This is a genomic window from Nitrosomonas sp. Nm84 (assembly GCF_003201565.1).
Taxonomy (GTDB): domain Bacteria; phylum Pseudomonadota; class Gammaproteobacteria; order Burkholderiales; family Nitrosomonadaceae; genus Nitrosomonas.
Genome location: NZ_QJJP01000001.1, coordinates 20,755 through 36,845 on the forward strand (window position 1 = coordinate 20,755; position 16,091 = coordinate 36,845).

The 16,091-nt window shown below is 45.8% G+C and carries 17 protein-coding genes; 7 read left to right on the forward strand and 10 right to left on the reverse strand.

Translation table 11 applies throughout. From position 1 onward, the window contains the following. Positions 1-24 precede the first annotated feature (24 nt). Positions 25-1,149 (reverse strand): elongation factor P maturation arginine rhamnosyltransferase EarP, encoded by a 1,125-nt coding sequence (gene earP, locus C8R34_RS00105; RefSeq protein ID WP_110336633.1) that lies wholly within the window; start codon positions 1,147-1,149, stop codon positions 25-27. Positions 1,150-1,188: 39 nt separating this feature from the next. Further along, complete coding sequence (gene rimO, locus C8R34_RS00110; protein ID WP_110336635.1) at positions 1,189-2,523, reverse strand: 30S ribosomal protein S12 methylthiotransferase RimO; 1,335 nt, start codon at positions 2,521-2,523, stop codon at positions 1,189-1,191. Positions 2,524-2,695: 172 nt separating this feature from the next. Here rimO and C8R34_RS00115 point away from each other — a divergent pair, with 172 nt between their 5' ends. Beyond that, a complete protein-coding gene (locus tag C8R34_RS00115; RefSeq protein WP_165872482.1) occupies positions 2,696-3,217 on the forward strand; it encodes an EndoU domain-containing protein in 522 nt (173 codons plus the stop codon). Then, complete coding sequence (locus C8R34_RS00120) at positions 3,214-3,540, forward strand: hypothetical protein (protein WP_110336639.1); 327 nt, start codon at positions 3,214-3,216, stop codon at positions 3,538-3,540. Before C8R34_RS00115 ends, C8R34_RS00120 begins: the two co-directional genes overlap by 4 nt. 25 nt (positions 3,541-3,565) lie before the next feature. On the opposite strand, the gene C8R34_RS00125 is transcribed toward C8R34_RS00120, so the two are convergent. Together C8R34_RS00125 and C8R34_RS00130 are read right to left on the reverse strand one after the other, a co-directional pair. Then, positions 3,566-3,790 carry a hypothetical protein gene (locus C8R34_RS00125; RefSeq protein ID WP_110336641.1) on the reverse strand — a complete coding sequence of 75 codons (225 nt, stop codon included), beginning with the start codon at positions 3,788-3,790 and terminating at the stop codon, positions 3,566-3,568. 216 nt (positions 3,791-4,006) lie between these two features. Next, entirely contained in the window at positions 4,007-4,921 is a 915-nt protein-coding gene (locus C8R34_RS00130) for a LysR family transcriptional regulator (protein WP_110336643.1), read from the reverse strand. 198 nt (positions 4,922-5,119) lie between these two features. Between C8R34_RS00130 and C8R34_RS00135 the strand changes: the two genes are divergently transcribed. From C8R34_RS00135 to C8R34_RS00155, 5 genes are all read left to right on the forward strand, one after another. Further along, a complete protein-coding gene (locus C8R34_RS00135) occupies positions 5,120-6,541 on the forward strand; it encodes a form I ribulose bisphosphate carboxylase large subunit (protein ID WP_110336645.1) in 1,422 nt (473 codons plus the stop codon). A gap of 76 nt (positions 6,542-6,617) precedes the next feature. Next, positions 6,618-6,974, forward strand: a complete 357-nt coding sequence (locus C8R34_RS00140; RefSeq protein ID WP_110336647.1) for a ribulose bisphosphate carboxylase small subunit — start codon at positions 6,618-6,620, stop codon at positions 6,972-6,974. 105 nt (positions 6,975-7,079) lie between these two features. Then, positions 7,080-7,886 carry a CbbQ/NirQ/NorQ/GpvN family protein gene (locus C8R34_RS00145; protein WP_062557613.1) on the forward strand — a complete coding sequence of 269 codons (807 nt, stop codon included), beginning with the start codon at positions 7,080-7,082 and terminating at the stop codon, positions 7,884-7,886. A 57-nt stretch (positions 7,887-7,943) separates the two neighbouring features. Continuing rightward, a complete protein-coding gene (locus tag C8R34_RS00150) occupies positions 7,944-10,271 on the forward strand; it encodes a nitric oxide reductase activation protein NorD (protein WP_110336649.1) in 2,328 nt (775 codons plus the stop codon). A gap of 304 nt (positions 10,272-10,575) precedes the next feature. Further along, entirely contained in the window at positions 10,576-11,241 is a 666-nt protein-coding gene (locus C8R34_RS00155) for a hypothetical protein (RefSeq protein WP_110336651.1), read from the forward strand. A gap of 183 nt (positions 11,242-11,424) precedes the next feature. Here the strand turns inward: C8R34_RS00155 and C8R34_RS00160 are convergent, their stop codons facing one another. The 6 genes from C8R34_RS00160 to C8R34_RS00185 form a co-directional block, all read right to left on the reverse strand. Beyond that, complete coding sequence (locus C8R34_RS00160) at positions 11,425-11,853, reverse strand: DUF86 domain-containing protein (protein ID WP_110336653.1); 429 nt, start codon at positions 11,851-11,853, stop codon at positions 11,425-11,427. Then, on the reverse strand, positions 11,846-12,238 hold the full coding sequence (locus tag C8R34_RS00165) for a nucleotidyltransferase domain-containing protein (protein ID WP_110336655.1): 393 nt from the start codon (positions 12,236-12,238) through the stop codon (positions 11,846-11,848). The genes C8R34_RS00160 and C8R34_RS00165 overlap by 8 nt, the downstream gene beginning before the upstream one ends. 354 nt (positions 12,239-12,592) lie before the next feature. Next, positions 12,593-13,210, reverse strand: a complete 618-nt coding sequence (locus C8R34_RS00170) for a membrane integrity-associated transporter subunit PqiC (protein WP_110336657.1) — start codon at positions 13,208-13,210, stop codon at positions 12,593-12,595. Continuing rightward, on the reverse strand, positions 13,211-14,122 hold the full coding sequence (locus C8R34_RS00175) for an MlaD family protein (RefSeq protein WP_110336659.1): 912 nt from the start codon (positions 14,120-14,122) through the stop codon (positions 13,211-13,213). Continuing rightward, positions 14,119-14,919 carry an ABC transporter ATP-binding protein gene (locus C8R34_RS00180; protein ID WP_110336661.1) on the reverse strand — a complete coding sequence of 267 codons (801 nt, stop codon included), beginning with the start codon at positions 14,917-14,919 and terminating at the stop codon, positions 14,119-14,121. Before C8R34_RS00180 ends, C8R34_RS00175 begins: the two co-directional genes overlap by 4 nt. Before the next feature lie 4 nt (positions 14,920-14,923). After that, the gene (locus tag C8R34_RS00185) at positions 14,924-16,072 is read right to left on the reverse strand and encodes an ABC transporter permease (protein ID WP_110336663.1); all 1,149 of its coding nucleotides are present in this window, start codon (positions 16,070-16,072) and stop codon (positions 14,924-14,926) included. Positions 16,073-16,091: the final 19 nt, after the last annotated feature.

Here is a 16,091-nt window from a genome sequence, read left to right on the forward strand (position 1 = left end):
AGCATCAAATTTATAAGCAGCGGATTATAGCCGATTTTCAGCAAACTGCACCAGACTGGATGTCAAATCATTCTGTTTCAGTAATTGCTTAACCCAGTTTTTGTTATGGTACGCAAGAGGCTTGCGGAAGGATAAGAAATTCATCCAGATTGCGCTATTTACTTCACTCCTACCATTCCAGCAATGCCACATTTCGCGTACTGCCGCAGCCATTTCCATCGACATATCGACGGTATATAACTCAAGGAATGCATCCAGTTTTTTCCAATGCGCGCTCTCCGTCTGCGGATAAATATTCCAGACAAAAGGATTCATTCCCCACTGGGCGCGCACGAAAGAGTCTTCACCGCGCACAAAATTAACATCACAACTCCAGAGCAGCCGATCATAATCAGTCTGTTCCATAAACGGAATGACCTGCACGGTTAGTTGCCCATGCGTCATCAACGCCGATTCACATGCAAAGAATGCCATGATGCTCTCAGCCACCTTTCCTTTTGGCACGACTAATAAAACCGGCACTGTCGATTCTGATAATATTTGGATCAGTTTTTCGACTGGCGCAGTGTCGTAACAAAATAGTGAAATACGTATTTCATCAGAGTTACGTTCAGGCAAGTCCTGGCGTTGTAAAAATGCATGTTCTACTGCCATGCCAAAAGCTTCCCTTTGCCCGATCAAATCCCTTTCGCGCAGCAACCCGCCAGTGCCTTGCACAAAACCAGGGAAAAAGAATGTCTTGGTTAAAGAAAGACGCGGATGTGGTGACGGTAGCGCATGATATTGAGTGACCCACGGTTCAGCACTGAGATATTCCAGATTGATCCAGACAGGTTGCTTTATTTTCTGCAACAGTGCAGCCACATAAACCTCCGGCAGCTCACAGGCAAACGCTTCAATCACCACCTCTGCAGGCTCAACGGCAATAAATACTTCTTGCCAGCGACCAATCTCAACACCATGTATTACTTGATATTGGATGTTTGGATCGACAGTCGGCGTTATACAGGCAAAACTGGCCAGATCATCAATCCATAGCCGCACACTTTGGTGGTGTTCATGCGTTAATTGTCTGGCCAGGCGCCAACAGACGCCAATATCACCAAAATTATCAACAACTCTGCAAAAAATATCCCAGCGGCGCTGCATGGCAATATAGGGAAGATTGCGCGAACAGTGAATTACGCGCTATGTGTTAATCTGCTTGGCGAAAAGATCGTGCGTATCCGAATCCACAATCTCAACTTCAATGAAATCACCCGGCTGACCATGAGTCACTTGATCCACGTACACCAGACCATCGATTTCCGGTGCGTCGGCACTACTTCTGGCAACAACGCCATCCTCAGTCAATTCGTCAATCATCACGGTCATCCTTCGGCCTATTTTTGCGGCCAAACGTTGACGACTGATCTCCTCCTGCAATTGCATGAAACGCACACGGCGATCTTCCTTGATATCCTCCGGCACAGGATCAGATAACTGGTTAGCCGTTGCGCCCGCCACCGGCGAATAAGCAAAGCATCCCACACGATCCAATTGCGCTTCCCGCAAAAATGCTAATAATTCCTCAAACTCCGCCTCAGTTTCACCCGGAAAACCCACGATAAAGGTACTGCGCAAGGTAATATCAGGACAGACTTGGCGCCATTGCTGAATGCGCGCAAGATTATTCTCAGCATTCGCCGGACGCTTCATGGCTTTCAGGATGCGTGAATTGGCGTGTTGGAATGGCACATCCAGATAAGGCAGTATTTTACCTTCCGCCATCAATGGAATCACTTCATCCACATGCGGATAGGGATAAACATAATGCAAGCGCACCCAGACCCCTAATGTGCCCAGCGCCTGTGCAAGTTCAGTCAACCTGGTCTTAACCGGTCTGCCTTGCCAAAAACCGGTACGATATTTCACGTCAACACCATACGCACTGGTATCTTGCGAGATAATCAACAGCTCTTTTACACCAGCGTTTACGAGATGTTCCGCTTCCTGCATCACTTGATGAATCGGCCGACTCACCAGGTCGCCGCGCATTGAAGGAATAATGCAAAATGTGCAGCGATGATTACATCCCTCGGAAATTTTCACATAAGCATAGTGTTTGGGCGTCAACCGGATTCCTTGGGGCGGTATCAGGCTGGTATAGGGATCATGCGGCTGCGGTAAATGCGTGTGGATCGCGGACATCACTTCCGGCAGTGCATGCGGTCCGGTAACCGCCAACACTTGCGGGTGGGCTTTTTTAACGACATCACCATCCTCTTTGGCACCCAAACAGCCTGTGACAATGACTTTGCCATTTTCGGCCAGCGCTTCGCCAATAGCATCCAGCGATTCTTCCACCGCACTATCGATAAATCCGCAGGTATTAACGACAACCAGATCAGCGTCTTCGTACGAAGGTGATATTTCATAACCTTCAGCTCGTAACTGTGTCAGAATTTGCTCGGAATCTACCAGTGCTTTTGGACAACCCAATGAAATAAAACCAACTTTTTGTGCAGTATGTTTAGATGACATGTAAAAATAATTAAATAAGAATATGATCCAGCTATTGAGCAAATACTGAATTTTATCTGATAACTGCCCATTACAATTTTTTATCTTCTAATACATTAGCAATTGGCAAAAAGGGAAAAACATGGATTATTTGCAAATCCGGTATATATTGAAAGTAATTCTATACTTGCTTATGCTCACACCAACGTCAGTATTCGCCCAGATTGATTGCGCGTCACTACCGCATTGGGCGACATTGAACAATGGATTGCAGATCAATCAACAGCATATTTTTTGTGGTGAATGGAGCCACAATCGCCCCAAAGGTTTTCATTCGCGACCTGGCGGCAACAATCCTTCGACCGTCGCACACCTGACCGTTCAAAGCAAACCCAATGCAGCGGGAATTTATACCAGTCGTTGGTCATATAAGGATCATTCGGATAAAAACAAATTCTCATCCATGTTTCCGGACCATTGCACCCTCTCACAAGTGTTAAATTCCATCAGTTATGCAACGGCAAGTTCAAGCACAAAGTGCCCATCTGGTTCTCCCGATTGGACGCAATGCGGAAAAAACAAACCTGAAAACAAATCTGCAGCGAATCAAGACGAGAACCTCCAATACTGCAGCAAAGATGGAAAGTTTTTTACCATCGGCTTTGCACCCGCCAAACAAGGCAAAATTAATACAGCATTTCCAATTTTCGAATGAATGATCATCCTTTTACCTGGCCGGGGCATCATCCCGATGAACCCACGCATCGCCTGATCATTGCTTATTTGACGATCGATATACAAAGAAGCCCAGAAGATGCGAGTGAACTGTCACAGAAAATCAGCGCTGTTCACTCCGGACAGCTTCCTGAATGGGAACGCATCGGTAATGCATACTGCCTGCGATTATTCCCGGATTATGTCGAAATTGAAGAGGACTTTGCAGAAGAAGGCGGAAAGCCTGAGAAAATTCCACTGACCACATTTAAAATGGCAGTACAGTCATGGCTGGAACACATCGCTGGTCAACAAAATAAATGACAACTATTTATGAATTAAAAGCAATCTAATCAACGCCAACAAACCTTGCTGCATCAATAATCGACCACAGATGAAAAATTCCGCCAATGACTGCAGGAATAATCAGCACTGCGAAAAAGTAACCTACCCCGACGATGGCAAAAAATAAAATTGCCGCCAATATCCGCCCTTGCACCAGTTGTCCCAAACCAGGAATAAAAAAACTACAAACCGCTGCAAGTACATTTCCACCAGATCCTTGCCCTGACATTGTTCTTCCTCTCTCGATATTGTGTTGTTACAAATGCATTATAGTTTACTAATTGTACCTTCATCATTGACAGAATGCTCATAATCAATAGCGATATCACTCATATCGCCTGCCCTTCTTTTCTTAATCTCATTGAATTATTTATTCTGATTTCACCAAACAACTGTAAGACTATTCCTACGCAACTATACCAAATTACTATGACTACAATCACCTTTATTTTTTTGATTCAACCATCAATGTGGCAGCTTCCTTCAGCAGAAATTCTCTGAAAGCATTGGCAACACTGGACAACCGCTTGTTCTTTCTATTTACCACATGCCAATACCGAATAATAGGAAAATCCTGCACATCCAGAATTTTTAAACGATTCATCTCAAGTTCCAGTTCAGCGGTATGCTGCGACATAATCCCCAATCCCATTCCAGCTTGTACGGCTTGCTTAATGGCTTCAGTCGTATCCGTTTCCATGCCTTTATTGATTTTGATGCTATGCTCGACGAAAAAACGCTCCATGGCACCGCGCGTTCCGGAGCCCGATTCACGCACCAGAAAAATCTCTTTTTCCAGTCGTTTGACCGGTATATTATGTTCTTGGCACAACGGATGATTAGGTGGTGCTATCACCACTAATGGATTTTCCATAAACGATTCGCTATCAATATCGAGATCCTCCGGTGGCTGCCCCATAATCGCAAGGTCAATCAGATTATCCGCCAATTGTTTCAATACTGCTTCACGGTTGGAAACATTTAAACTGACGGTAACACCGCTGTATCTTTGACAAAACTTCGCCAATAAGTGCGGTGCAAAATAATTGGCCGTTGTCACCACCGAAATGTTTAATTTACCACGCTCCATGCCTTTCAGTTCATCCAAGGCAACTTCCATATCAGATAGCTGTTGGGAAATTGCACGACTATAGTGATACAACTCGCGCCCGGCTTCAGTCAGATAAATTCGTTTACCCAAATGCTCAAATAGCGGTAAACTAACGTTGTCCTCCAATTGCTTAATTTGCATGGAAACAGCAGGTTGAGTCAAATGAAGTTCATCAGCTGCACGCGAGTAGCTTAAATGCCGAGCAACCGATTCGAATACTTTTAGCTGTCGCAAAGTAAGATGTAGCATGTATCATCTCAGTAAAATTATCATAAGTATAACCTTATCATAAATATCAGAATTACTGATTTGTTCTTATAGATAAATAACGCTATAGTGCATTTCATAGATTTGAGTAGTCATGTTTGATGTTTGTAACGCAATATCCTCTCTTTTCTGTCTGTGTTGTTGGCTGAAGTTGAGTGGAATTTAACTGGAGAAGAAACTATGGCCGTAAAAATATATAACGCTGGTGTAAAAGAATATCGACAAACTTACTGGACCCCTGATTACACGCCACTGGATACCGATCTTTTGGCATGTTTCAAAATTACGCCACAACCCGGTGTACCTCGTGAAGAAGTTGCTGCTGCAGTGGCTGCAGAATCTTCCACAGGTACCTGGACCACGGTATGGACTGATCTGCTTACCGATCTGGATTACTACAAAGGACGCGCTTATAAGATTGAAGACGTACCTGGGGATGATACCTGTTTCTATGCTTTCGTAGCATACCCAATCGATCTTTTTGAAGAAGGTTCTGTCGTTAACGTGTTGACCTCGCTGGTAGGTAACGTGTTTGGTTTTAAAGCGTTACGTGCACTGCGTCTGGAAGACGTTCGTTTCCCGATTGCTTACGTCAAAACCTGTGGCGGACCTCCTACCGGTATTCAAGTAGAACGCGATCGTTTGAACAAATATGGCCGTGCGCTGTTAGGTTGTACCATTAAGCCTAAGCTGGGCCTGTCTGCCAAGAACTATGGTCGTGCTGTGTATGAATGTCTGCGTGGCGGCCTGGATCTGACCAAAGACGATGAAAACGTTAACAGTCAGCCTTTCATGCGTTGGCGCGATCGCTTCCAATTCGTGGTGGAAGCTTGCCAAAAAGCTGAACGTGAAACCGGAGAACGTAAAGGCCACTACCTGAACGTAACCGCACCAACCCCGGAAGAAATGTACAAACGTGCTGAGTTTGCTAAAGAATTAGGCGCACCGATTATCATGCATGACTACTTGACCGGTGGTTTAACAGCCAATACGGGACTGGCTAACTGGTGCCGCAACAATGGAATGCTGTTGCACATCCACCGCGCTATGCACGCTGTGCTTGATCGCAACCCTCACCATGGTATTCATTTCCGTGTTTTAACCAAAGTGCTGCGTTTGTCAGGTGGCGATCACCTGCACTCCGGTACCGTGGTTGGTAAACTGGAAGGTGACCGTGCAGCAACCCTCGGTTGGATCGATACCATGCGCGACAAATTCATCAAAGAAGACCGCAGTCGCGGTCTGTTCTTCGATCAGGATTGGGGTTCCATGCCAGGTGTATTCCCAGTTGCTTCGGGCGGTATTCACGTTTGGCATATGCCAGCGCTTGTCGCAATCTTCGGTGATGATGCCTGCTTGCAGTTTGGTGGTGGTACTCTGGGTCATCCATGGGGCAACGCTGCTGGTGCTGCTGCTAACCGTGTTGCATTAGAAGCCTGCGTAGAAGCACGTAACCAAGGTATTGACATCGAAAAAGAAGGGAAAGCGATTCTGACCAAGGCAGCGAAAAGCAGTCCCGAACTAAAAATCGCCATGGAAACATGGAAAGAGATCAAGTTCGAGTTTGATACAGTTGACAAACTGGACGTAGCCCACAAGTAAGCAATGCATAGTTAAAGAAGAAGAGCTAATGACTAACATTACTCTTCTTCACCTCTCTAAAATTAAGGAATAAATAATGAGTGAAGTAATCGATTACAAATCACGTGTCAGTGATCCAGCAAGCCGTAAATTTGAAACATTTTCCTACCTGCCTGCGATGGCTGACAAGGAGATCAAAAAGCAAGTACAGTATTTGATCAGTAAAGGCTGGAACCCAGCCATCGAACATACGGAACCTGAGTATGTCATGGACTCCTACTGGTACATGTGGAAGCTACCCATGTTTGGTGAAACTGATGTAGATCGCGTGCTGGGGGAGGCTGCTGCATGTCATAAAGCCAACCCGAATAATCATGTCCGTTTGATTGGTTACAACAATTTCAACCAATCACAAGGTACCGCCATGGTGATATACCGCGGCAAGACTGTTTAAGACACAACGGGTTTCTTACCCTGGAACCCCCTTTACCTGCAACAGGGTCGGGGGTTTTTTTTGATCAAAATAATACTTATCAGATTGCTATAACAGGAGTTCATCATGAGCAAAATCATTGATCAATACCGCGTAACCGCAGAGCCCTATTACCATCCCGTAGCTGATGAAGTGGAATTATATGAAGCGGCCTATTCAGTGCGCATGCCTATGATGCTGAAAGGTCCTACGGGGTGTGGCAAAACCCGTTTTGTCGAGCACATGGCATGGAAATTAAAAAAACCACTGATTACCGTCGCCTGCAACGAAGATATGACCGCATCCGATCTGGTGGGCCGCTTTTTGTTGGATGCCAATGGTACGCGCTGGCAAGATGGCCCGTTAGCTGTCGCCGCACGGTATGGCGCTATCTGCTATCTGGATGAAGTCGTTGAAGCACGCCAGGATACCACCGTGGTGATCCATCCATTAACCGATAATCGACGTGTCTTGCCATTGGAGAAAAAAGGCGAACTCGTTCATGCGCATGCTGATTTCCAGATTGTCATTTCCTACAATCCAGGTTATCAAAGTTTGATGAAAGATCTCAAGCAATCGACCAAACAACGTTTTGGCGCGCTGGATTTCAATTATCCCAGTCATGACATTGAAAGTGAAATTATCGCGCATGAAACCGGCGTATCCACTGAAATTGCAGAAAAATTGGTGTCGATTGCCGAACGTGCGCGCAATCTGAAAGGCCATGGATTGGATGAAGGAATCTCGACACGCATGTTGATTTACGCCGGTAGTCTCATCGTCAAAAAAGTAGATGCCCATGCCGCTTGCCGCGTTGCTTTGGTGCGCCCCATTACCGATGACCCTGATATGCGCGATGCATTGGATGCCGCTGTGTCAACTTTCTTTAATTAAACTTGGCAGGTTCATTGCATACAGTTGCTCAATAATCTTATATAAGAGTGTGTCACGATGAGTATTAATCTGGATGACTACAAAGAATTACTGGAAGATCTGGAACCGGAATCGCTTGAATTACTCAGTCATGCCTGGCCTGAGGTAGTCAAAACTTTTTCAGCGCGTGGATTGGATAATTACCTGAAAGGCGTCTCAGCACTGCGTGGATTGGGTCGTGGACGCAGTCTGGTGGATTGCTGGATTGATGAAATCCCATTGGTCGCCAAAGAAATTGGTGAGGATGTCATCAGCGATCTGGCGACTTCCGTGCTTTCGCTTGCGTCAAGAACTTCAGGCGCGGTAATTGAATTGGTATTAGCCACCTCCCCCACAGCCGCCAAACGCCTGGGTGATGCCCAGTTATTCCAGAATTACCTGCAATTCCTGAATACATTGATTGCACAAGCACCTCGCGGCATGCGCCCCATGCTCAACAAACTGGATATCCTGTTTGGACAATTGACGCTAGGTGGCCTGCGCCGTTGGGCCATGTGGGGAGCACATGCGCATCGCACGGATTACGAAGAGCAGATAAAGTATTTTGGATTGGAATCCAAGGAGTCACTCGCAGTTCTGCAAAAAGAGCGCAAAGGTACGCTGTTTGTCGATGTACAGCGCCGCATCAATATGTATCTGCGCGCACTTTGGGGGCGTGATTTTTTCATGAAACCCACTTCTGGTGATTTTGAAACGCGTGAAGGCTACAAACCCTATATTGAAAATTATTTCATCTACTTACCTGATGCCTATGACAGTCATGGCGATGTTACCGCCACTGAAGTCTATCGAGCCGCCGCTGCACACGCCGCCGCACACTTGGTGGAAACCAAACAACCCATTTCTGCGGAAGGATTGAATCCAATGCAAATGGCGGTAATCTCCGTGATTGAAGATGCACGTATCGAAGAACTTGCTATTCGTCGCTTTCCCGGATTGCGCAAAACTTGGGCAGCGTTGCATACTGCCGAACCCGACATGGTTGCCACGATGGGAGATTACCTCAATCGCCTGGCACGCGCTTTACTCGATCCTGATTATCAGGATAAAGATCACTGGATTGCCGAAGGCCGCCGTCTTTTTGTAGCAGCACAGGACAAACTGGACAGCTACCAAATCTCATGGGATATCGGTGTTCAACTAGCCCACAGCTTTAGAGAAAAAAATATTCCTTTCGCCATGCTCACGGATCACCTCACCGCACCTTATCGCGATGACAATCGTTATTTCTGGGAATTCGAGGAATTTGATTTCAATAAATCATTATCGGCTGGTTATGAAGCACCGAAACAAGTGCGCAAATATGTCAATGTGATGGAATTCGCCAACGAAGTCGAAGTGGAATCAGCCGGAGATGATGCCCAGGAAATCTGGGTCATGAGTACTGAATTCTTTCCCTATGAAGATACCGGTGTTTCCTACAACGAACTGGAAGGCAAAGAACCAGTTTCAGCGCCCTATCACTATTCCGAATGGGATTACCAGATTCAACTGGAACGCCCTGATTGGGCAACGGTACAGGAAAAACGCGCCAAGCTGGGCGACATGCAATGTATTGACGACATCGCGCAGCAATACAAGCGTGAAATTGCGCGCATGAAGTTTTTACTAGATGCCATGCAACCGCAAGGTACCCGCCGCATCCGCAAACTGGAAGACGGCGATGAAATCGACATCAACGCCGCCATCCGTTCGATGATCGATATCCGCATGGGCATGCAGCCTGACCCTCGCATCATGATGCGTTCGGTACGCAAGGTCCGTGACATCTCGGTACTGGTGCTGCTGGATTTATCCGAATCCACCAATGAAAAAGTCGCCGGACATGACTACTCCGTGCTGGATCTGACCCGTCAAGCCACCGTGTTGCTTGCGAACGCCATCAACAAAATCGGCGATCCGTTTGCAATTCACGGTTTCTGCTCGGATGGACGGCATGATGTAGAATATTATCGCTTCAAGGATTTCGATCAACCCTACAACGAAATCCCCAAAGCTCGCCTCGCCGGCATGACCGGGCAACTTTCCACGCGCATGGGTGCCGCAATGCGCCATGCCAGCCACTATCTGAAACTGCAAAAGTCTGCAAAAAAACTGCTCCTGGTCATCACTGATGGTGAACCCGCTGATGTCGACGTACGCGACCCACAATACCTTCGCTACGACACCAAAAAAGCGGTGGAAGAAGCTGGCCGCTCAGGCATCCTCACCTACTGCATGAGCCTCGACCCACGGGCAGATCAGTATGTTTCGCGGATTTTTGGTGAGCGTAACTATTTGGTAGTGGATCATGTGGAGCGGCTGCCGGAGAAATTGCCGGTATTGTATGCGGGGTTGACGAGATAAATGGTTAGGCCAGATAAAAATATTTCATTTAATACCTGTATCGTTATGTAATAGTTACTAGAAGCAGAGCAACAGAAAACTCTTGAATAGTTATAATATTATTGATGCCGTTTATAATTTACTCCTTGACACATCTTTACTATCCATAACGAAAATGTAATTGAAGAAATTAATGATATATCAAAGCTGTTATCGTACTTAGATCAACAATTTTTGACGACCGCTATGAGGTAACTACCTCAATAAACGAACCTATCGCAAAATACGTATTCTTAATTTACAACGATTATTCTGGAGATAAAAAATGCCCAGCTCCAAGAAACTGACTACAGTACTGTGTATTTACTTGTTGAACATGCCACTAACTCAGGCTGATGATCGTTTGAGAATCGGCTCCAAGATTACTGAATTTTCTTCACCTGTAGAATTATGCTTACCGGAAGTTGCGGTACGTGGTAAAACATTCAACAGTGTTGGACTTAGTCATTACCTGGTCGTTCCGCCAGAGGATCATTCCAAGACAGGCGATATTTTTGTCGGATTCCGACTCAAAAACCAGCCTAATGACATATGGCTTACAGATGGTTCTTCCTGGTGGGCTGCAACAGACGAGAATATTTTTCCCCAAAAAGCTTTTAAGGTTTTTGACAAACTCCCGCCTTTTGCATACCTTGAAGTCTTCAATAACTTAGTTGACGTGAGCGCTTTTGTTGGCATCGGAGAAATATGGGCCGGCTATGGATTGAGATTAGGTGAAGGCGCAACCTGGTGGGATTCTTTCGAGGAAATGATGCGTAATCAACGATTCAAAATCTTATGGGAAATTGGACCGAATCTAGATTTATCGGAATCGCAACTACCCCTGACACCTCAGCATGGCTTGTATGAGTCGCAATCAACGATTTGCTTAACTGTCACTAGGGCAAATGAGCAAGCAAATGTGCCATGCTGCGATACAGCTAAGCAGTAAATAGGGGTAGTGTGCATGCGCACAATCAGCGCACAATCGGGGTCAGGTCTAGAACAGAGAATATTCAGGCTCAAGCCCGGTAGGATGCGCCGACACAAAAAGGCGCATTAGCCTTATCTTTTAATTTCACAACCTGCATGACTTTTGCTAACCAGAGTACCTTCTCGTCGATGTGCTTCACGCTTACTCTTTTGTCTGAGAAGCATTACCCAACAGCAACGCATGGCTATACTCTAAAAACTCATCCAAATGCGTTTCGATGATACTAATCAAGATCGGCAGTTGCAGTGCCTGATAATCGTGCACGGCAATGTTGCGAAAACCCACCATACGTTTAAGTTTGTCGGCAAGCACGGTATCGATCCAACCGCTCTGCGCCAGCAACGCGAAAACATCGCGCGCACTTTGCGGCACGCCCAGCTTTTCACGCCGGATTACGTGCTGCCCCATGTCCAGCGCTGCTTCGCAAGCTCGCTGAATGTTCAGGATAGCCGCATCTTGCCGTGTGAAATCGATAGGAAAAGTAGTGGGATTTTTTACATATTCTTCCCGCGCCCGCGCCACACAGCGCTCGATGGTGGCAGCCTTGTTGATCAGCACATCATCAACCATAGACCTTTCCTCTTTTTTGAATGTCGGATAGCAATCCGGAACGAGTAGTATCCAGTTCCGTTTTTTCACTCAAGATAGCGATCTCGAACAAAGCCGCTTGTACATCCAGTGCCCACCAGCGCTGACCGGTGACGATAACTTGGTATTGCATCACGGTGGAAGCAGCGCGCAGATCGAGCAAATCGATCGGGCAACCAGCTACATCCGCCAGATCACCTGCCAGCGTCCACAATACCAGAGGCTCGGCATAGCCAGCGACCAGCACCGCCAGGTCGAGATCACTATCAACTTGTGCAGTACCTTGAATACGGCTGCCGAAAGCGTAGATCGCCAGCAGATTGGTTAGACGGGCTTGCAGCATTTGGATGATGGCAATCTGGTTCACAATGCGAAGCAGCTCGACCCAGCAAGCCAGTGTGATAATAAATCAAGATCTAAGAACATAAACCCATACGCTAAGGAAGTCTAAAGAAATAAATTGATTTTGAACGTTTGATCGCATTGGTACCGCCTATTAATACTTTGATGAACACAACCGGGGTCAGGTCTAGATTTTAAGTTCAAGTCCGGCAGGAAAGCCCCCTGCACAACTCTGAGAATCTCGCTGTAGTGACAGAGAAAAATTTCCAAATGACACTTGTCGCACGTGATTCTGATAAAAAGTGAAGTTTTTTCCTTTTTTAGGAAAACTTTCCCTCTTTACGCATGAAAGCACATTTATTCGGCATTCAAACGTTCTTTATTGGATAATCTTCTGCAATCCAGTAGCTATCTCATGACTCAATGTTCCGATTACTTTACTCTGTGTTTTGACAATGGTGTTAAAGTCATTACTATCGGCTTCCTGCGTGATAGTACTTTTTTGCGTATGTAAGATTTTACCATCAGATTTTCTCTGAATCGTCCAGTGTGCGAATAACTGAATCTTGTTGCTGAGATCTGCATCAAAGCGTGCAACCTGAATAATTACCTGGTAATCAATGTCCTTTGAGTTGTGCCAAGGAAACATTACAACAGATGTATTACCTAATAGCATTTGCAAATTATCTGATAGCACTCGCAGAAAGTTTTTATCTAGTGACTCAGCCCAACGATGATAGTCATTGATAATAATCTCCGCTCCAGGGCTGCGTAATACAATGGCTGGTCTGTCCAGATATTCTGGAAAATTCAAGGGACCCAAGCCGATTCGCGCACCGGAGGAGCCTGGCATTGAGGGGGCGCTTTCACGAGCATCATCAAGGCTGGTTAGCATGTAGTATTGAGTAGGTTGGGTAGTTATACACCCGATCAGAATCAAACTAGATGCGTAAATAGCGGTGCGTGATATTAACAGCCGAATTTCTGAGAATGTCATTTATTTTCCTGTTTTCTTTCCGTGAATCAGCACTTCCGGGTGATTCTCCAGCATGTCAGTCAGCGTACGCATTGATCTTGTGGCGCGCGTCAATTCATCCATTGCTGTGTTGAATTTATAAAGCGTTGGTGATTCTGTATCACTTAGTTCCTGAACGTTGATCGCTGCAGCATCAATTCTGGATACCGTATCTTGCAACCCATTCAATAACTGTTCAATTCTACTCGACAAAGGAATAATTTTGTTATCGATGGAATGTACCAGAGATCTCATTGCTGTTAATGTTGCCTCAAGTTGCCGGACTGATTGGTTTAATTCCGGGTTGCTAACAAGCTGAGAAACCGCATTGGCAGCGGACGATACATCCTCTACCAATGCAGACAACTCAAGTTTCTCAAATCTCTTCTCAAGCATTTCCAATGTGGATGGTATGATAGGGACTTCAATCGTTTCATCATCACCATCATCACCGCTATAGTACTTATAGGTAGTTCCTGGATGGTAATCCAACTGCACGTAGAGTTGGCCTGTTATAATACTTTGAGTTTGTAATTGCGCACGCAGACCGAATTTTTCCACCAGTTTCTTTACTGTTTCATGAGTCGGTCCACGGCTTTGATCAACATGTATAATGTTACCGGGATAAAATTCCGCAACGACGGGAATGATAATTTGTCCTTTAGCGTAATTGTGAATCAGGGAAATACGCTTGATGATACCAATTTGTACGCCGCGCATAGTAACAGGTGCTCCAACATTCAATCCATTGACGGAGCCATCAAAATACATGACAAACTCATGTTTCTCCTGATAAAAACCTCCCCTGCTCAATAAAATAATAATGCCAATGCTCAGGACAAAGCCACCCAGCACAAAAAGGCCAATGGTGGCGGGATTTGCTTGCTTACTCATATTTCTCCTCGATTTAAGAAGGATCGCACCTGCGGAATGTGCGATTCGTCACGCAGGATTTTGGGATCACCGGTGGTGAGCATTGTTTTTGATTCCGCGTCCAGAAACACTGAATTATTGCCAATAGTAAAAATGCTGGCCAGTTCATGTGTTACGACCACAACCGTTGCACCCAAACTGTGGCTTAATTCTAAAATCAGATGATCCAACCGTACCGAACTGATCGGATCCAATCCTGCCGAAGGCTCATCAAAAAATAGAATCTCTGGATCCAATGCCATCGCGCGTGCAAGACTCGCACGCTTCTGCATACCGCCGCTGATTTGAGAGGGATAGAAATCTTCAAATCCCGCTAGACCGACCAATGCCAATTTGAATTCGACCACTTCCGCAATCTCTTTTTTAGGTAATCGCGTGTATTCACCCAAAGGCAACGCGATGTTTTCTGCTAGCGTCAGTGAGCTCCAGAGCGCTCCCGCCTGAAACATGACACCAAAACGACGTTTGATTTCTTCTTGTTGAGCAGATGGCGCTTTCCAGAAATTCTGTTTATCGATCAATACATCGCCTTTGGCGGGTGGCTTGAGGCCAATCAGGTGTTTCATCAAGGTGCTTTTCCCACAGCCACTGCCACCCATAATGATAAATATGTCACCTCGGTTGATCGTGAAATTGAGATTTCGTTGAATGATGTAGTCGCCATAAGCCATGGTAAGATCATGCACTTCAATATGCGGACGGGTATTTTGTCGAGTGACAGCAGTATTTTCTTGATGTGTTTCAGAAAGTAATGTCATTCCATCAAATTCCCAGATTGTGAAATAGTATGGTGAGGAGTGATGCAAATATCACAATCAATAATATGCCCGTCACTACCGCTGATGTTGCTGCCTGTCCTACCGCTTGAGCACTGCGGCCGCATTGTATCCCCCTGAGGCAACCGGCATAAGCGACTAAAATGCCATAAACCGTACCCTTAGCGATTCCAACTGCGAACTGATTCAGATCAAGTGCACGCACCGTTTGATGATAATACTCAAAGATCCCAATATCAAAAACAGCATAACCAACGAGCGATCCGGCCAAGATGCCGATGATTCCGGAGTAAATTGTCAATAGTGGTATCATGAGAACCAACGCTAGCAAACGTGGCAGCACCAAAAAATCCATAGGTGAAATTCCTAAGGTTTTAAATGCATCGATTTCCTCATTTACCTGCATGGTGCCCAGTTGTGCAGCAAATGCAGCACCAGTGCGGCCCGCAACAATAATTCCTGTCATCAGTGCGCCGATTTCGCGTACCATGCCGATAGCAACGAGATCAGCAACGAAGATCTGTGCTCCAAACTGGCTCAGTTGTATTGCTCCCATATAAGCCAGAATCAATCCGACCAGAAAACTGATGAGCGATACAATCCCAAGTGCTTGTGGTCCGACTTCCTGCACGACCAAGAAAAAATCGGATTTCCGATACTGCGCCTTGCCAAGTATGAAACGTTTCAGAGACAATATTATTTCACCTAGGAATGCGAGCATCCCTATCGCGCCACGGTACCAATCCAAGGCCGAGTTGCCAAGTTCCGTGATAAAATTCGTAGACTTCTTTTTTTTGTTGGCGTTGGCGTTGGATGTTTTGGTGCTTGCCAGATCCATCAAGCGGTGCACGCCATTCGGCAAACCGGAATAATCAATTTCCATTCGGTGTTGCTGGGAAAATTTAAATAGCCGGGAAAGGAAAATCAGTAAACTGGTATCCCAACTGTCTAGCGCCTGACTATTGAAACTTATCCGAATGCTTGGCATATCACGTACTAATGGTTCAATATCAGTGAACGATGGATGGTCTTGCTGTATTTGCCAGTTGCCTCCCAGAATGATATTCAATTCATTTGTGCCGATCTGGTTCAAATCGACTTTAGCTGCAGGTTGTTTTGCGACAGTTGCTTGCATAGAAAGCTGAATATCAGTT